This is a genomic window from Pectobacterium jejuense, assembly GCF_026800125.1.
Lineage (GTDB): Bacteria > Pseudomonadota > Gammaproteobacteria > Enterobacterales > Enterobacteriaceae > Pectobacterium > Pectobacterium jejuense.
Window position 1 is genome coordinate 142,034 of sequence record NZ_JAPQKX010000004.1, and the last position, 17,160, is coordinate 159,193.

Below are 17,160 nucleotides of genomic sequence, written 5' to 3' on the forward strand. Positions count from 1 at the left end.
GCTTCGTGAGGCTAATTCAGCCTCACGAAGCAGGAGCCGCTTAGCGGGACGAGCCCGTTTTCACGGCGCGCAGTACCGCGAACTTCGTGTTGCTGGCGAGGGTTTCACAGTTACCGAACAGACGCTTCAGCTTGTGGAAATAATCCAGATGGCGATTCCCCACAATGCGCAGTTCTCCGCCGACCTGCAGGCAGCGGCGGGCATCCATAAACATCTGCCAGGCGATTTCGTCCGTCACCGCCTGCTGCTGGTGGAATGGCGGATTACACAACACCGCCTGCAACGTATCTCGCTTCACACGGGCCAATCCGTGGTTCACCACGAAGCTACAGCGCTCGATATCCTGCGGGCAGTTAACCTCAACGTTCGTCTGGCTCGATGCTACCGCCATGTAGGATTCATCGAAGAAGCCGACGGTGGCTTCTGGGTTGGCTTTCAGCGCTGCCAGCCCGATGACGCCGTTGCCACAGCCGAGATCGATGATCTTACCGTCTAGCTGTTCCGGCAAATGCTGCATAAAGAAGCGTGCGCCGATATCCAACCCATTACGCGAATACACGTTAGCCAGGTTTTGAATGCGATAGCCGTAGCCATCCAGCTCCCACTCAGTAGTAAGTGACTGCTCACTGACTTTGAGTTCCGCCCACTCACAGTGAACCAGACGCGCCTTTTTCCAGGCCAGAGAGGTTTTCGTCGGCCCCATCACGCGTTCAAACAGTTGCAGCGTAGAGGTATGAATATCCCGTGCTTTCGCCCCGGCGATGATGCGCGTTTGCGGCGTAACAACCTTGCGCAACATTCTCAACTGATGTTCCAGCAGCGCGATCGTTTTCGGTATTTTTATCACTACCAGCGCGGGCGCATCCGGTAGTTCCGCCATGCTATCCAGCAGCGTGACCGCATCGACAGCATAACCGTTCAGTTCCAGATTATGTCGCGTCGCCAGTTGGCTCAGGTAAGAGTCGCTGATACTGACGGGCGATTGCGCCTGTAAACCGCAGGCCAGCGCACCAAACGTATCATTGAAAATCAGGCGCGGACCCGGCGCGATTTCCATGGTAGCCAGTTCACGCAGCAGATATTCATCTGCGGCATCCCACGCCTGTAGCGCCGAGTTTTCAGCGACCTGAGGATAACGCACCAACGTCAGGTTGCACGTTTCCAATTCGAGTTGGCTCATTAGCCTCTCCTGCATCATAAAATTTGCGCTGTTTATCCCTTAAAATAGCCCGTCAGTAAATGCTTTTCTCTGCCAGAACCGGAAATGATTGACGTTGCCTTGTCATTTCACCGTGATAATCTCCATAGTCATTACCCATCCCTTCAGGATACCAAACGCTTATGATTCGCTTCGCCATTGTAGGAACCAGTTGGATCACCCGTCAGTTTGTTGATGCCGCCCATGAAACCGGCAAACTGAAGCTCACCGCCATCTATTCACGTACGGCAGAAAAAGCGCAGCCGTTTCAAGCCGATTACATGGTGGATACGCTGTTTGATTCACTGGAAGCCATGGCGAAATCCGATCTTATCGACGCCGTGTATCTGGCCAGCCCTAATTCCCTGCATTGCGAACAGGCACTGCTTTTCCTGAGCCACGGCAAGCACGTCATCTGCGAAAAACCGCTGGCTTCCAACCGCTATGAAGTCGAACAGATGATCGCCTGCGCCAGAGAAAATCAGGTTGTGCTCTTTGAAGCGTTCAAAACCGCCAGCCTGCCCAATTTTAGCGTGATACAACAGGCGCTGCCAAAAGTCGGCAGGCTGCGTAAAGTGGTGCTGAATTACTGCCAGTATTCTTCACGCTACCCGCGCTATCTGGCGGGCGAGAATCCCAACACGTTTAATCCTGCATTCTCCAACGGTTCCATCATGGATATCGGCTACTACTGCTTAGCCTTCGCCGTGGCGCTGTGGGGCGAACCGTGCACCACGCAGGCCAGCGCGACGCTATTGGAAAGCGGCGTAGACGCACATGGCTGCGTCATCCTGAATTACGGCGATTTCGATGTCACCATCATCCATTCCAAAGTCAGCCACTCCGCTATTTCCAGTGAAATTCAAGGGGAAGACGGTTCGCTGGTGATTGAAAAAGTGTCCGAATGCCAGAACGTGAAATTCATCCCGCGTGAAGGCAAGCAGGTGGATCTCAGCCAGCCACAGCATATCAATAGCATGCTGTACGAAGCCGAGGTCTTTGCCACGCTGGTAAACGATAACGACATTAACCATGCGGAACTGGCACGATCGCGCACCGTTGCGGGGCTGCTGACGGAAATTCGCCGTCAAACGGGTGTCGTATTTCCTGCCGATGCCGCGACACCGGGAAATGCGGAGTAAGACAGCGATAATTATTTGACCAAGATCATCTTTTCACCTATCTTCTGTCAGGCAAAGGGGAGTAACTTTTCCGCCGGTCAATCGTCATTACGATGCTTTACGCATCCGGTTACCGGGCAACCTTGATGAGACAGCTTCATTAATGTTGTAAGTGAGACCTTGCCGGAAGGCGAGGTGCATCTGCAGCTTTAATAACAAGCGGCCAGCGTCCTTCCGATGTTGGCCGTTTTTGTTTCTATTTAAGGATCTTGCTATGCACACCATCGGCACGCCATGGTTATGGGGCAGCTTCGCTGCCATTGTTATAGTGATGCTGGCCATCGACCTGCTCTATCAAGGGCGTAAAGGGTCGACGGTAATGACGTTCAAACAGGCTGCCGTCTGGTCTATCATCTGGGTCACGCTCTCACTGCTGTTCAACGCCGGTTTCTGGTGGTATCTGGACGGTACGATGGGTCGCGAGGTGGCCAACGCCCAGTCGCTCGCCTTCCTGACCGGTTATTTGATCGAAAAAGCACTTGCCGTCGATAACGTCTTCGTCTGGCTGATGCTATTCGGCTACTTCGCCGTTCCCCCGCAATACCAACGTCGCGTGCTGATTTACGGCGTGCTGGGTGCCATCGTTCTCAGAACGCTGATGGTGTTTGGCGGCAGCTGGTTAGTCACGCAGTTCCAGTGGCTGCTCTACGTGTTCGGTGCATTCCTGCTGTTCACCGGCCTTAAAATGGCGCTGGCGAAAGAAGATGGCGGCGCGATCGGCGACAAGCCGCTGGTGCGCTGGCTGCGTAGTCGTCTGCGCATGACGGATAGCATCGAGAATGAAAAATTCTTCGTCCGTCGTAACGGTATCCTGTATGCCACGCCGCTGTTTCTGGTGCTGATTATGGTTGAAATCAGCGACGTGATTTTCGCCGTAGACAGTATCCCGGCTATTTTCGCCGTCACGACCGATCCCTTTATCGTACTGACATCAAACCTGTTCGCTATTCTGGGCTTGCGTGCAATGTACTTCCTGCTGGCTGGCGTGGCTGAACGCTTCTCGCTGTTGAAATATGGTCTGGCCGTCATCCTGATCTTCATCGGTACCAAGATGATGCTCATCGACATTTTCCATATTCCGGTGGCAGTCTCTCTGGGCGTCGTTGCCAGCATTCTGGTCATCACCATGCTGATCAACGTCTGGGTGAACAAACGCGCCGAGCGTTAATCCTGCTTTTCACCTCTCCGCACGGCTTCGACTGTGCGGAGACGTTTCCCCATTAATGCTTTCTACATTCATACATACGTTTCGACACACGCCCTACGCAACGGCCCGCAGGGTGACGGACTAAAGATGTCCGTCATAAAAAAACGTCGGGAGCGTTTTTCAACGTTGCATAGCAACGGCCCGCAGGGTGATGGACAAGGATGTCCATCATAAAAAACCACATCATTGCTTTTCTCAAAAATAAATTTTCATATACTGATACATGCAAACACACTTCGTTACGGAAAGAAAAAGCCACCCGGCGCAGGCCAGAGGTGTCAGCTCCGTACAGACAACTACTTAGCGGAACGGTTATCCCGTCAAAATTATGGAAACTCAACACTCTCGTTTTTTGCAGTACATTACCCACGGCAGCCTGGTTAAACAGATTCTTCTGGGGCTTGCGGCTGGTATTATTCTGGCCTCGCTGTCCACGCAGGCCGCACTGGCGGCTGGCTTATTGGGAACGCTGTTCGTCGGCGCATTGAAAGCCGTCGCCCCCATTCTGGTATTAGTGCTGGTCATGGCGTCTATCGCCAACCACCAACAAGGGCAGAAAACCAATATTCGCCCAGTCCTGTTTCTTTACCTCATCGGCACCTTCTCGGCGGCGCTGATTGCCGTGGTGCTAAGCGTCCTCTTCCCTTCCACGCTGGCGCTCAACGCGCAGGCCGCCGACATCACGCCACCGTCAGGGATTGTCGAAGTGCTGGAAGGGCTGTTGATGAGCGTCATCGCCAACCCGATTCACGCGCTGCTGAATGCAAATTACATCGGTATTCTGGTCTGGGCCGTTGGGCTGGGCATTGCATTCCGTCACGGTTCGGACAGCACCAAGAGCATGATTACCGATGCCTCCAACGCGGTCACCATGATCGTGCGCGTCGTGATTCGTTTCGCACCGCTGGGGATTTTCGGTCTGGTCGCCTCAACGCTGGCGGAAACCGGCTTCGGCGCACTGTGGGGCTATGCTCATCTGCTGATGGTGCTGATCGGCGGCATGCTGCTGGTCGCGCTGGTGGTCAACCCGCTGATCGTCTACTGGAAGATTCGCAGCAACCCTTATCCGCTGGTGCTGCGCTGCCTGCGTGAAAGCGGCGTAACCGCCTTCTTTACCCGCAGCTCCGCCGCCAACATTCCGGTGAATATGGAACTGTGCCGCAAACTGAATCTCGATGAAGACACCTACTCTGTCGCCATTCCGCTGGGTGCAACCATCAATATGGCAGGCGCGGCGATTACCATCACGGTACTGACGCTGGCCGCCGCCCATACGCTGGGTATTCAGATTGACGTGCCGACCGCGCTGCTGCTCAGCGTCGTGGCTTCACTGTGTGCCTGTGGTGCCTCGGGCGTGGCGGGTGGTTCACTGCTGTTGATTCCACTGGCGTGCAGCATGTTCGGTATCTCCAACGATATCGCCATGCAGGTGGTTGCGGTTGGTTTCATCATCGGCGTATTGCAGGACTCGGCAGAAACCGCGGTGAACTCCTCGACGGACGTGATGTTCATCGCCGCCGTATGCCACGCGGAAGATGCCAAGCTGGCGGAAAAAGAGCGCTTGAATCTGCTGTAACTGATTAGGGAGTGATTATCCCCTTTCCTCTCACGCCGTTCGCGTCAAAACGAACGGCGTGAGATTAAGAGAAACACTTGAAATTACGCTTTATTCTCTACGCTGAAAGGATCGATGCCTCGCTGCTGCATGCGCCAGAAGCGAATGATGTTAAAGCCGTTCATCAGCAGGAAACTGCCTTCGATCAGCGACCCACCAATCGAGCCCAGCCAAATATTATGCGCGACCCAACCGGCGGTTGAGCACCACATCACGCAGCGCGTCGTCAATCCAGACGTACGAAACAGCGCCCAGGTACTGGCGACCGTGCCCGCTATCGGCAGCAGTTCCATCGCATGGTTCATGCCCGACAACCCAAAGAGCAGCGTCAGTGAGATAAAGACAAACATCACGAGGATGTTGTGCGTTTTCAGTGAGATTAGCGTACGTGCCGAGTTCAACAATGCGCTGGCACCTGCCGCATTTGCCCCCATCAGGAAGAAATGCAGACCAATAACGGCGCTGTATGCCGAGAGCTGTATTTTGAATTTTTGATCGTTACGGTTGAAAAACATGGTAATACCGACCAGAAATGCCAGTACACCAACAGACTGGGCAATCCAATAATGTGTCATGATCCCTGCCTCTAAAAGTTGTAGCGAATAAAAGTTGTGGCGAAAAAAAACGGCGCCATTATGAAAATGAAACGCCGTTTTATTTTAATTGGAATGGATAGAATTTACAACGTCACGCCGCTCTTAAATATGGCTAATTCGCGGAAGTCGTTCACTTCATTCTTCGTCCGTTTGCCGTCAGCAATCTCGACAATCAGCTCCACAAACTGGCTCAGCAGTTCATCCATCGGCATGTCGTGGATCAGACGCCCCGCATCGAAATCAATCCAGTGCGGTTTCTTCTTCGCCAGTTCACTGTTGGTCGCCAGTTTTACGGTAGGCACAAACCCGCCGTAAGGCGTGCCGCGTCCGGTACTAAACAGCACCATATGGCAACCGGCACCCGCCAGCGCGCTGGTGGCGACAGCATCATTCCCCGGAGCGCTGAGCAGGTTGAGCCCTGGGGTATGTAAGCGCTCACCATATTTCAGCACGTCCACCACTTTGCTCTGTCCAGCTTTTTGCGTACAGCCCAGTGATTTCTCTTCCAGCGTGGTGATCCCGCCCGCTTTGTTACCCGGCGAGGGGTTCTCGTAAATCGGCTGGTTGTGTGCGATGAAGTACTGTTTGAAGTCGTTCACCATGTGCACGGTTTTCTCAAACGTAGCTTCATCACGGCAGCGGCTCATCAGGATACGTTCCGCACCGAACATCTCTGGCACTTCGGTCAGCACGGTGGTGCCGCCGTTGGCGATCAGATAGTCGGAGAAACGGCCTAACAGCGGGTTGGCAGTAATACCAGACAGCCCATCGGAACCGCCGCATTCCAGACCAAACTTCAGCTCGCTCAGCTTACCCGGCTCGCGTTTGTCATGACGCATCGCCTCATACAGCGTATGCAGCCGTTCCAGACCAGCTTCGACTTCGTCATCCTGCTGCTGACACACCATGAACGTCACGCGGTCGGAATCAAAATCACCCAGCGTCGTGCGGAATGCGTCAACCTGATTGTTCTCGCAGCCCAGACCGATCACCAGTACCGCCCCCGCATTCGGGTGACGCACCATGTTTTGCAGCATCGTACGGGTGTTTTCGTGATCCTGACCAAGCTGTGAACAGCCGAAGGTATGGCTGAACAGGTAAACGCCGTCGATCCCTTCCGCATCGTTAGTTTCTTTCAGGAAACGCTGCTGAATCTGACGCGCAATCCCGTTCACGCAACCAACGGTTGGCAGGATCCACAGCTCATTACGGATACCCACATCACCATTTTTGCGACGATAGAGTTGCACGTCCCGATCGCCCATCTGTGGCGGCAGTTCGAGGAACTCAGGCTGATACTGATATTCATCCAGATCGCTCAGATTGGTTTTCGCATTCTGAGAATGGATGTGTTCTCCGGGAGCAATAGACACCAACGCATGGCCGATCGGCAGGCCATACTTGGTAATCATTTCTCCCGGTGCGATGGTTTCCAGCGCGAACTTATGTCCGCGCACGACAGGTTGCTGAAGTGTCACCGTATGGCTATCCACCGACACCGTTTCGCCTTGCTCGACATCACGCAGGGCGACAGCCACATTGTCCAGAGAATGAATTTTTATAATACTTTGCATGGATAACCCTTCTTGCTGATTAGCAATAACCTTCCACAGCTGCGCGCATGCCGCGCTCAACGATGGTTTGTAACTGTTCAGTCACCTGCGCAGCCAGGCCAGGAACCTGTGTTAAATCCTGTTCCCAGTGATCGGCATCGCGCAGTACAACATTCACCAGCTCAGCCAGGCTGACGGTGTTTTCTTTTACGCCCGCCCACAGCGTGGAATAACGCTCCAGCCAGTGTGCATCGTCCTGCAACGGATAGGTTTGTAACGCATCGCCTTCACCGCTGCGCTCGCCGCGATAGAATGCAATCAAGGCCGCCAGCGCAAACGTCAGGCGAGCAGGCAGCTCACCGTGACGCTCACGGTAGGTCAGCAACTGCGGCAGAATACGGGTGCGGAATTTGGTCATGCCATTCAGCGAGATAGATAACAGCTGGTGCTGAATGAACGGGTTACGGAAGCGGCTTAGCACAGCCTGAGCAAATGACGTCAGTTCGTCATGCGGCAAATCCAATACCGGCACAATCTCTTCGGCAATGGTCTTTTCCACGAACTTACCAATCAGCGCATCATTCATCGATTCGCCAACGGTATCCAAACCCGCCAGGAAGGCGACCGGCACCAGCGCAGTATGAGCACCGTTGAGAATCGCGACTTTACGTTCTTTGTACGGCTTGATGTCATCAACGATACGAACGTTCAGATCCAGCTTGTTCAGACGCAATTCTTCCGCCAGCCACTGTGGCCCTTGAATCACGAACAGGTAGAAATGCTCTGCCGTATCCCAAAAGGTATCCTGATAGCCCATTTCCTGCTGTAGCGCTTCCACTTCGGCACGCGGGTAACCCGTCACAATGCGGTCTACCAGCGTCGAGCAGAAGGTGTTGTGATCGTTCAGCCAGGCGGTAAACGTTGGCGTCAGTTTCCACTGTGCCGCGTAGCGCAGCACCAGCTCTTTCAGCGCCACGCCGTTGTAATCAATCAGCTCGCACGGCAGCAGCACCCAGCCTTTATCCGCCGCACCGTCAAAATGACAGAAGCGCTCATACAGCAGGCGGGTTAATTTCGCAGGGAAGCTGACAGGCGGTGCGTCGTTCAGTCGGTCTTCTGCGTGGTAACTGATACCGGCTTCGGTGGTATTGGAGAACACGAAGCGAATATTCGGATCGTGCGCCAGCGCCAGATACTCATCGAACTGACGGTACACGTTAATTTCACGGTTTACCGAACGGATCAGACGGGGTTCACGCACCGCCTCGCCCTGCTCGTTCAGACCGCGAATAATCGTGGTGTACAGCCCATCCTGCGTGTCCAGCGCGGGCGGGAAATCGGAATCGATCGGGCGAACCACGACAATCCCCGCATCCAGATCGGTGTGCTCATTCAGCAAATCCAACTGCCAGTCAACGAAGGCGCGCAGGAAGTTGCCTTCACCAAACTGGATAACACGATCCGGGTGTTGACGACCGGGGAAGTTACGACGATTTAACGTTTGCATTAACAGGCTACCTTAGGACGAATCTCACATTCAGGGCACGACCGAACCACCGTCATCCTTGCCCTATATTCATTCCCGTAATACTTCAAGCTGCATGTGCGTTGGCTGCGTTCACTCACCCGAATCACTTACTTGTGTAAGCTCATCGGGATTCCCTCTCTTGCCGCCTTCCTGCAACTCGAATTATTTGGGGTATACATTCGCCTGCACCGAATCACCACCGATGCAGATGACAAAAGACCGAGACACCGAGAGCCGCGGCGTAATTCCCTTAAGGAGTCTTACTGCCGCGTCCCTCGCGCAACTCACACCTACGCGGTGGAATTACAGCTCGATGGCAAAATAGTTTTTAGCGTTATCGAAACTGATGTTTTTCACCATTTCGCCCAGCAACGGCAGGTCGGCTGGCGCTTCGCCATCTTCCACCCAGCGGCCAATCATCTGGCACAGGATGCGGCGGAAATATTCATGGCGGGTATAAGACAGGAAGCTACGGCTATCGGTCAGCATACCGACGAAGCGGCTCAGCAGACCAAGCTGTGCTAACTGAGTCATCTGACGTTGCATGCCGTCCTTCTGATCGTTGAACCACCAGCCGGAACCGAACTGCATCTTGCCCGGCATCCCTTCGCCCTGGAAGTTACCGATCATGGTGCCGAGCACTTCGTTATCGCGCGGGTTCAGGCAGTAAAGGATGGTTTTCGGCAACAGGTTTTCTTCATTCTGCTTGCTGAGCAGGCGAGACAGTTCCTGAGCCAGCGGACGGTCATTGATGGAATCGAAGCCCACATCCGGCCCCAGCAGCTTGAACTGACGCAGGTTGTTGTTGCGCAGTGCGCCAATGTGGTACTGCTGAACCCAGCCGCGACGGGCATATTCCGCCCCCAGCCAGACCAGTACGCCAGTCTTGAACTGTGCCACTTCATGTTCGCTCAGCGTTTCGCCAGCAAGGCGACGCGCCAGAATGTTATCCAGCGTTGCGTCATCGGCTTCGGCAAACATCACCACATCCAGCGCGTGGTCAGACACTTTACAGCCGTGTGCGGCGAAGTGATCCAGACGCTTGGTCAGCGCCGTTTGCAGATCGCTGAAACGACGAATGTCGGTGTCGGAGACTTCACCCAGTTTCGCCATGTAGTCGTTGAAGGTTGCCAGCTCAATGTTGAACGCTTTATCTGGCCGCCAGCTCGGCAACACTTTGATAGAGAAGCTTGCATCCTGAGCAACGGTTTTATGGTGGCGCAGATCGTCAATCGGATCGTCTGTCGTCCCGACCATTTTCACGTTCATCTGCTGCATGATGCCGCGCGCGGTAAAGTCATCGCGCTCCAGCATGGCATTACAACGATCCCAAATGTCTTTTGCCGTGCTCGGCGACAGCAGCGTGCCGGTGATACCGAACGGACGACGCAGTTCCAGATGTGTCCAGTGGTAGAGCGGGTTGCCGATGGTGTGTGGCACGGTAGCAGCCCAGGCTTCAAATTTTTCCCAATCGCTGGCATCACCTGTACACAAACGCTCAGGCACGCCGTTGGTGCGCATCGCACGCCATTTGTAGTGATCGCCTTTCAGCCAGATGTCATACAAATTTTTGAAGCGATAGTTTTCCGCAATCTGCTCAGGCGGCAAATGGCAGTGATAGTCAAATATCGGTTGGTCGACGGCATACTCATGATAAAGACGACGGGCAAATTCACTGTCTAACAGAAAATCTTCACTCAGAAACTGGGGCATGTTCTCTTCCTTACCGTGCTTCTTGTGCACCAAATTAGTTGACCGTTAAAAGATATCACACCAATCATGCTCGATATCTCACAGTATTTGTGAGGTCATGATCGCAAAAATGTAACAAACAGTACAATAACTCAGCATTTATCGCCGTAAAAGGCTTGTCTCTCTCGGTTTAAACGAGGAATCCGCTATTCCATATAAAAATAATGGTTTTGTGATATCACTCAACTTTTAAAGTTGTATGACAAATTATTGTAGCGCTGCCTTAAGCAGGGATTCAATCGCTATCTCACAAAGAGAAGGGTTTTCCTGTTCAGCACAACAACAAAACGTGTCGTACAACATCACAAGACACATTACACCGTGACGCCACTCAAGAGCCATCACAGTGTTTTTATTGACTCGGAGAGAAAGTAAATGCGTAAAATCAAAGGATTACGCTGGTATATGATCGGCCTGGTGACCATTGGCACCGTGCTGGGATATCTGACGCGTAATGCAATTTCTGTTGCTGCACCGACGCTACAGGATCAGTTACACATCACCACACAGCAGTATTCTTACATCGTTGCTGCCTACTCAGCTTGTTATACCATTATGCAGCCCATCGCCGGCTATGTACTGGATTTGCTGGGTACAAAAATCGGCTATGCCATGTTCGCCATTCTGTGGGCCATCTGCTGTATGGGTACCGCACTGGCAAATAGCTGGGGAGGTTTAGCGATCGCCCGCGGCGCGGTCGGTATGGCAGAAGCGGCCATGATCCCTGCCGGCCTGAAAGCCAGTAGCGAATGGTTCCCGGCAAAAGAGCGTTCTGTTGCGGTGGGTTACTTCAACGTGGGGTCATCCATCGGCGCCATGATCGCACCACCGCTGGTGGTATGGGCGATTGTGGCACACAGCTGGGAAATGGCCTTTATCATTACCGGTGCGCTGAGCCTGATCTGGGCCATCTGCTGGCTCGTTTTCTATAAGCACCCGAAAGATCAGAAAAAACTCAGCGACGAAGAGCGCGACTATATTCTTAGCGGGCAAGAAGCGCAGCACCAAACCAATAACGCGAAGAAAATGTCTGCCTGGCAGATCCTGCGTAACCGTCAGTTTTGGGGTATCGCACTGCCACGTTTCCTGGCTGAACCTGCCTGGGGAACGTTCAATGCGTGGATCCCGTTGTTCATGTTTAAAGCCTACGGCTTTAACCTGAAAGAAATCGCCATGTTCGCCTGGATGCCGATGCTGTTTGCCGATATCGGCTGCATTCTGGGTGGCTACCTGCCGATGCTGTTCCAAAAACACTTCAAAGTGAACCTGATCGTTTCCCGCAAACTGGTGGTCACGATGGGTGCGATACTGATGATTGCACCGGGCATGATCGGGCTGTTCTCCAGCCCTTACGTCGCCATCGCTCTGCTGTGCGTCGGCGGTTTCGCGCACCAGTCATTGTCCGGCGCGCTGATTACCCTGTCATCTGACGTATTTGGTCGTAATGAAGTGGCGACCGCGAACGGTTTAACCGGGATGGCAGCCTGGATGGCCAGTACCCTATTTGCACTGGTTGTCGGTGCGCTGGCCGATACGCTGGGCTTCAGCCCGCTGTTTGCTGCACTGGCCGTCTTCGATCTGCTAGGTGCTGTCGTCATCTGGACGGTATTGAAAAACCAACCTGCATCAGAAGTCGCCGCCGCGGCGGAAACATTGAAAGAAGCCAACCAGCACTGATAATCCCTGCATTATCCTGGCTCATCCGGTATGATCTGCGACTGGGTGAGCCACCTCCCTCCGATAACACACCGCGATAACTGTGACCACAACATTGGTTGCTGCTATGATTAAGTGGTATAACAAATCATCCCTGAAAGATTAACGAGATAGACACTCAGGCCCTGACGTGGCACATGGACCGTCATCTATCGAGAGTAGACATCATCATGGCACTCACTGAACCCCGACGGCTATACCAGCAGTTAGCCGCAGAATTAAAACAACGCATCGAAAGCGGTATGTATCAGGTCGGCGAAAAATTACCGGCAGAACGCTATATTTCTGAAGAAATGAACGTCAGCCGCACCGTGGTACGTGAAGCTATTATTATGCTGGAAGTCGAAGGGTACGTTGAAGTACGCAAGGGTTCAGGCATTCACGTTATTTCCAACCAGCAGAAGAATCCGTTCATTAATAGCGGCGATATTGAATTTGTCGCGGCGGGCCCATTTGAGCTGCTTCAGGCTCGCCAGCTTATTGAAAGTAACATTGCCGAATTTGCGGCCACGCAGGTGACCCGTCAGGACATCATCCAGCTGATGGAAATTCAGGAATACGCGCGGCAAGAAGATCGCTTTCGTGATTCTCAGTGGGATCTCAAATTCCACGTTCAGGTCGCGCTGGCAACACAGAACTCCGCGATGGCGACCATCGTCGAGAAAATGTGGAGCCAACGGATTCATAATCCTTACTGGCGCAAACTGCATGAGCACATTGACGACAAGTCGATTGAAAGCTGGTGCGAAGAGCACGATCGCATCCTTAAGGCACTGATTCGCAAAGATCCTTACGCGGCTAAACTGGCAATGTGGCAACATCTGGAAAATACCAAACAGATGCTATTTCGCGCCACGACGGATGATTTCGAGTTTAACGTTGACCGCTATATGTTCGCCGAGAATCCGGTCGTCCACCTCGACCAGATACACACGGGCAAGTCCTAACTATGCATCCTCCCCCTTGTTTTGAGCGAAGGGGGAAAATTTTGCACCAAAGGGAAAAAGTCAGAAAACGTTGATTTCTGTCAGCGAGTGTAAAATATCGCAGAAATCCCCACTCTTCTTCGAAAAATCCCCCCAAACCGCCCCAGTTGTCGTAATATTTTTCTGTCTCAGTAACACCTATTTTGTTACAGTTAACGCGTCTTTCTTACGCTTAATCCGTCGCTTTGGATGCAAAGTCTGCCAAGACCAAACAATCCCCAAGCAGCCTGTTTATCAGGTTCGCAGCGAAAAGCGAGCATCAAGTCAGACGCCAGTTCCACCATCAGGCAGAAAAACAGAGATCATCAAAAAATCATAATCCTGTGCCCTGATATACCCTAAATAATTCAAGTTTCAGGCAACTTGGAGTATGACGGGATTAACACTGTATTCACTCTTATCATGTCCAGAAGCGTGATTGTCGCCAAGGCTAAAATGCAACAGCAGTATTAGGAATACCGGATGGAATTAATCAAAGAACTGTTAAACGCACTCTGGCATCAGGATTTCGATATTTTAGCCGACCCGAAGCTGGTATGGACCATCTACATATTACTGTTTCTGATCATCTTTCTGGAAAATGGCCTGCTCCCAGCCGCTTTCCTACCCGGCGATAGCCTGCTCATTTTGGTCGGCGTCCTCGTTGCCAAAGGCACAATGAATTACCCTTTTACGATATTTCTCCTGACGACAGCCGCCAGCCTCGGCTGTTGGGCCAGCTATATTCAAGGGAAGTGGCTTGGCAATACGGGAGTGGTTCAGGGCTGGCTATCACATTTGCCCGCACACTATCACCAACGCGCCCACCAGCTTTTCCACCGTCATGGTTTGTCCGCACTTTTAGTTGGGCGTTTTCTGGCTTTTGTCAGAACGTTACTCCCTACCATCGCAGGCTTGTCTGGCCTGAATAACGCGCGCTTTCAGTTCTTTAACTGGATGAGCGGGTTCCTGTGGGTATTTATTCTGGTTACGCTGGGCTTCGCCTTAGGAAAAACAACGGTCTTCCTGAAATATGAAGACGAGCTGATGTTCTGCCTGATGATGCTACCGCTGGCGCTGCTGTTTATCGGCCTGTTTGGATCGCTCTTTGTCCTGTGGCGTAAAAAACGTGACGCTAAAGCAGATAACGCTGAAAAAGGGAGCTAACCGTGTCAATCAGCGGGTTATTCTCCAGGCTCTTCTCCAGGAAAGCAGGTCGCATACTGCTATTGCTTGCTCTACCGATGATTGCATTGACGCAGTCCCAGTCGCTACGCCGTTCCCAAGACGATGCTATGCTACACATCAAGCCTTATGATGGTGCCGCGTTGCCAGATGGCTTTTACGTGTATCAGCGTCTAAACGAAAAAGGGATTGCGATCAAAAGCATTACGCCAGAGCAAGATAGCCTGATCGTCCGTCTGGCCTCGCCAGAACAGAGTATCGCTGCCAGAGATGTCCTGCGTTTGTCTCTGCCTAAAGTCACGATTACCGCGCAGCAAGTGACAATCCCGACACCATTCTGGCAGCAGAAACTGACACAGAAACAATCCAAACTGGGGTGACGACTATGAAACTATCTCCATCCATTATTGCCTTATCCGTCCTGCTTTCTGGTCATGCACTGGCGAATACCGCCAATCAGGTGGAGACCTGTCAGCAGAAAGCGCAAGACATTCAGCGCCAAATCGATGAAGCGCGTAAGCATGGCAATCAGAATCGCATCAACGGGTTAGAAAAGGCATTGGACGGCGTGAAAACCCACTGCACGGATGCCGGATTAGCAGAGAAACGTCAGGAAGCCATTGCGGAAAAACGTAAAGACGTCGCTGAACGGCAGCAGGAACTGAACGAAAGCCGGCAGAAAGGAGATGACGCCGAAAAGATCCTTAAGCGCGAAAGAAAGCTGGCTGAAGCCGAGCAGGAATTACGCGCAGCGGAACATGCCGCATCGCAATAACCCATCAATACAGTGTCCTTATAAAACACACAGCAACTGTTCATTTTATATTCAAAAAACAAATCGCTAAAATTTACAGCGAGTTATCAGAATTGTCCGTACCCGTTTGGGGCGGCATAAATTTCAGCTTCAGCTATAGTTAACATTCAGGTTTATAACATGAAGGGTTACTAATATGGCTAAAGATCAAAATTCTGAGTACCTCCGCGCCGAATTGAAATCACTGGCGGACACGCTGGAAGAAGTATTAAGCACCTCTAGCGATAAATCTAAAGCGGAACTCGACAAGCTGCGTAATAAGGCAGAAAGCGCGCTGAAAGAAACGCGCAGTCGCCTGAGCGAGACCGGTGAGCGCATCGCTTCCCAAACCAAGGAAGCGGTTGAATCTGCGGACGATTATGTACGCCAGAATCCGTGGACCGGTGTCGGCATTGGCGCAGCAGTCGGTGTCGTGCTTGGCGTCCTGCTGTCTCGTCGCTAATTAGCGGATTGCTATGACAGATAAATCACAACAAGGCCCCGCAAGCGGGGTCATGGCTTCTGCTCAGCGCATCATCTCCATTATTGTCAGTATGGTGGAAAGCCGCGTTCGACTGGCAGTCATTGAATTAGAGGAAGAGAAAGCCAATCTGATTCAATTGCTGATTATGGTCGGCCTGACGCTGCTTTTTGCCGCTTTTGGCATTATGAGCCTGATCGCGCTGATCATCTGGGGCATCGATCCGCAATATCGCCTCTTTGCGCTGGGGTGTACTACCGCCACATTGCTCGGACTGGCGCTGATAGGCGGCATATGGACACTCGTGAAGGTACGTCGCTCCACCTTGCTCAAAGCGACGCGTAAGGAGCTGGCGACCGACAGATCGCTGCTGGAGGAAGATACCAAGTGAACCAGCGTCAGCAGCGAGACAGAGAAAAAACCCAGCTACTGCGCCAGATACAGCAGCAGCGGCTGGATTTATCGGCAGGTAAAAAACACTGGCTGGACACCACTGCCCGTTACGATCGCGGCTGGCAAAGCCTGATGCAGTGGCGTAAATACTGGATCGTGGGTTCCAGCCTCGTGGCGCTCTATGGCGTGCGCCATCCCAGCCGCATGATTCGCTGGGGACGCCGCCTTGTCGGGCTGTGGGGTACAGTCAGACTCGTTCGCAAAACGTTTGAGCCACGTCCGTAATTCTTCCTATCGCCTCGGCTATCTGCCTTATCTATAAGACATTTTTCATCTGACTTTTACCTAACGCGCTCATGCCATTACAGCGCGTTTTTGCACAGTTGTTCACTGAACATCAATTTTTCTGAAATAAAGCGACAATTATACTCGCTGGAAGCGCAAATCATCTCTCTATACTATCTGCCCATAACCTGATGGCGGGCCAAGTTTTCAGACCACACCTGCTACAACAAACAAAACAGGGCAATATAGCCCACAACAATATTAATTGGAGAGATGATGAAAAATTTAGAAAGCACTGCACTGCTGGTTGCACGTATCTTAATGCCAATTCTGTTTATCGTTGCAGGTTACGGTAAGCTGGGTGATGCCTATGCAGGCACACAACAATATATGCAGGCGATGGGCGTACCGTCCTTCCTGCTGCCGCTGACCATTCTGCTGGAACTGGGTGGTGGCCTGGCGGTTCTGTTCGGTCTGCTGACGCGTACCGTCGCGCTGTTCACTGCAGGCTTTACGCTGCTGACTGCTCTGATTTTCCACTCTAACTTTGCAGAAGGCATGAACCAACTGATGTTCATGAAAAACCTGACCATCGCTGGTGGCTACCTCCTGCTGGCTGTAACGGGCCCAGGCGCATTCAGTATCGACCGCCTGCTGGGCAAAAAGTGGTAAGACGAGCCTTTTCCGGCCTGTACTACACTTAAAGTCGAAT

General features: G+C 52.5%; 17 protein-coding genes. 12 read left to right on the top strand and 5 right to left on the bottom strand.

Annotated features, from left to right (window positions below; all coding sequences use genetic code 11):
• Positions 1-40: 40 nt before the first annotated feature.
• Complete coding sequence (gene rlmG / locus NXT09_RS09165) at positions 41-1,180, bottom strand: 23S rRNA (guanine(1835)-N(2))-methyltransferase RlmG (protein ID WP_268579480.1); 1,140 nt, start codon at positions 1,178-1,180, stop codon at positions 41-43.
• Between the two features lie 161 nt (positions 1,181-1,341).
• Here rlmG and NXT09_RS09170 point away from each other — a divergent pair, with 161 nt between their 5' ends.
• The 3 genes from NXT09_RS09170 to sstT all read left to right on the top strand — a co-directional run bounded on the left by NXT09_RS09170 (position 1,342) and on the right by sstT (position 5,162).
• On the top strand, positions 1,342-2,340 hold the full coding sequence (locus tag NXT09_RS09170) for a Gfo/Idh/MocA family protein (protein WP_268579481.1): 999 nt from the start codon (positions 1,342-1,344) through the stop codon (positions 2,338-2,340).
• Between the two features lie 253 nt (positions 2,341-2,593).
• A complete protein-coding gene (locus NXT09_RS09175; RefSeq protein ID WP_240584465.1) occupies positions 2,594-3,547 on the top strand; it encodes a TerC family protein in 954 nt (317 codons plus the stop codon).
• Between the two features lie 367 nt (positions 3,548-3,914).
• A complete protein-coding gene (gene sstT / locus NXT09_RS09180) occupies positions 3,915-5,162 on the top strand; it encodes a serine/threonine transporter SstT (RefSeq protein WP_268579482.1) in 1,248 nt (415 codons plus the stop codon).
• Between the two features lie 83 nt (positions 5,163-5,245).
• Here sstT and NXT09_RS09185 read toward each other — a convergent pair whose 3' ends face one another.
• The 4 genes from NXT09_RS09185 to uxaC form a co-directional block, all read right to left on the bottom strand.
• The gene (locus NXT09_RS09185) at positions 5,246-5,776 is read right to left on the bottom strand and encodes a YgjV family protein (protein WP_039510620.1); all 531 of its coding nucleotides are present in this window, start codon (positions 5,774-5,776) and stop codon (positions 5,246-5,248) included.
• A 104-nt stretch (positions 5,777-5,880) separates the two neighbouring features.
• The gene (locus tag NXT09_RS09190; RefSeq protein WP_048256592.1) at positions 5,881-7,371 is read right to left on the bottom strand and encodes a UxaA family hydrolase; all 1,491 of its coding nucleotides are present in this window, start codon (positions 7,369-7,371) and stop codon (positions 5,881-5,883) included.
• Between the two features lie 19 nt (positions 7,372-7,390).
• Complete coding sequence (locus NXT09_RS09195) at positions 7,391-8,857, bottom strand: tagaturonate reductase (RefSeq protein WP_039555545.1); 1,467 nt, start codon at positions 8,855-8,857, stop codon at positions 7,391-7,393.
• Between the two features lie 324 nt (positions 8,858-9,181).
• Entirely contained in the window at positions 9,182-10,591 is a 1,410-nt protein-coding gene (gene uxaC, locus NXT09_RS09200; protein ID WP_205553720.1) for a glucuronate isomerase, read from the bottom strand.
• A gap of 414 nt (positions 10,592-11,005) precedes the next feature.
• Here uxaC and NXT09_RS09205 point away from each other — a divergent pair, with 414 nt between their 5' ends.
• The 9 genes from NXT09_RS09205 (at position 11,006) to NXT09_RS09245 (ending at position 17,120) form a co-directional block, all read left to right on the top strand.
• A complete protein-coding gene (locus NXT09_RS09205) occupies positions 11,006-12,307 on the top strand; it encodes an MFS transporter (RefSeq protein ID WP_268579483.1) in 1,302 nt (433 codons plus the stop codon).
• Positions 12,308-12,516: 209 nt separating this feature from the next.
• Positions 12,517-13,293 (top strand): transcriptional regulator ExuR, encoded by a 777-nt coding sequence (exuR, locus tag NXT09_RS09210; RefSeq protein ID WP_039303063.1) that lies wholly within the window; start codon positions 12,517-12,519, stop codon positions 13,291-13,293.
• A gap of 501 nt (positions 13,294-13,794) precedes the next feature.
• Entirely contained in the window at positions 13,795-14,478 is a 684-nt protein-coding gene (locus NXT09_RS09215; protein ID WP_040032654.1) for a DedA family protein, read from the top strand.
• Positions 14,479-14,480: 2 nt separating this feature from the next.
• On the top strand, positions 14,481-14,876 hold the full coding sequence (mzrA, locus tag NXT09_RS09220) for an EnvZ/OmpR regulon moderator MzrA (RefSeq protein ID WP_205553726.1): 396 nt from the start codon (positions 14,481-14,483) through the stop codon (positions 14,874-14,876).
• Positions 14,877-14,881: 5 nt separating this feature from the next.
• On the top strand, positions 14,882-15,271 hold the full coding sequence (locus NXT09_RS09225; RefSeq protein WP_268579484.1) for a DUF1090 domain-containing protein: 390 nt from the start codon (positions 14,882-14,884) through the stop codon (positions 15,269-15,271).
• A 175-nt stretch (positions 15,272-15,446) separates the two neighbouring features.
• Complete coding sequence (locus NXT09_RS09230) at positions 15,447-15,752, top strand: ElaB/YgaM/YqjD family protein (protein ID WP_040032650.1); 306 nt, start codon at positions 15,447-15,449, stop codon at positions 15,750-15,752.
• A 13-nt stretch (positions 15,753-15,765) separates the two neighbouring features.
• Positions 15,766-16,161 (top strand): phage holin family protein, encoded by a 396-nt coding sequence (locus tag NXT09_RS09235; RefSeq protein ID WP_268579485.1) that lies wholly within the window; start codon positions 15,766-15,768, stop codon positions 16,159-16,161.
• On the top strand, positions 16,158-16,448 hold the full coding sequence (locus NXT09_RS09240; protein ID WP_014914073.1) for a YqjK-like family protein: 291 nt from the start codon (positions 16,158-16,160) through the stop codon (positions 16,446-16,448). The genes NXT09_RS09235 and NXT09_RS09240 overlap by 4 nt, the downstream gene beginning before the upstream one ends.
• A gap of 276 nt (positions 16,449-16,724) precedes the next feature.
• On the top strand, positions 16,725-17,120 hold the full coding sequence (locus NXT09_RS09245) for a DoxX family protein (RefSeq protein ID WP_010282928.1): 396 nt from the start codon (positions 16,725-16,727) through the stop codon (positions 17,118-17,120).
• The last annotated feature ends 40 nt before the right edge of the window (positions 17,121-17,160 follow it).

Coding starts and splice junctions, on each gene's coding strand:
- uxaC (WP_205553720.1), bottom strand. CDS start 10,591: ATGCCCCAGTTTCTGAGTGAAGATTTTCTGTTAGACAGTGAATTTGCC.
- NXT09_RS09185 (WP_039510620.1), bottom strand. CDS start 5,776: ATGACACATTATTGGATTGCCCAGTCTGTTGGTGTACTGGCATTTCTG.
- NXT09_RS09215 (WP_040032654.1), top strand. CDS start 13,795: ATGGAATTAATCAAAGAACTGTTAAACGCACTCTGGCATCAGGATTTC.
- NXT09_RS09175 (WP_240584465.1), top strand. CDS start 2,594: ATGCACACCATCGGCACGCCATGGTTATGGGGCAGCTTCGCTGCCATT.
- NXT09_RS09205 (WP_268579483.1), top strand. CDS start 11,006: ATGCGTAAAATCAAAGGATTACGCTGGTATATGATCGGCCTGGTGACC.
- NXT09_RS09225 (WP_268579484.1), top strand. CDS start 14,882: ATGAAACTATCTCCATCCATTATTGCCTTATCCGTCCTGCTTTCTGGT.
- rlmG (WP_268579480.1), bottom strand. CDS start 1,180: ATGAGCCAACTCGAATTGGAAACGTGCAACCTGACGTTGGTGCGTTAT.
- NXT09_RS09190 (WP_048256592.1), bottom strand. CDS start 7,371: ATGCAAAGTATTATAAAAATTCATTCTCTGGACAATGTGGCTGTCGCC.
- exuR (WP_039303063.1), top strand. CDS start 12,517: ATGGCACTCACTGAACCCCGACGGCTATACCAGCAGTTAGCCGCAGAA.
- NXT09_RS09235 (WP_268579485.1), top strand. CDS start 15,766: ATGACAGATAAATCACAACAAGGCCCCGCAAGCGGGGTCATGGCTTCT.
- NXT09_RS09170 (WP_268579481.1), top strand. CDS start 1,342: ATGATTCGCTTCGCCATTGTAGGAACCAGTTGGATCACCCGTCAGTTT.
- sstT (WP_268579482.1), top strand. CDS start 3,915: ATGGAAACTCAACACTCTCGTTTTTTGCAGTACATTACCCACGGCAGC.
- NXT09_RS09195 (WP_039555545.1), bottom strand. CDS start 8,857: ATGCAAACGTTAAATCGTCGTAACTTCCCCGGTCGTCAACACCCGGAT.
- NXT09_RS09245 (WP_010282928.1), top strand. CDS start 16,725: ATGAAAAATTTAGAAAGCACTGCACTGCTGGTTGCACGTATCTTAATG.
- NXT09_RS09230 (WP_040032650.1), top strand. CDS start 15,447: ATGGCTAAAGATCAAAATTCTGAGTACCTCCGCGCCGAATTGAAATCA.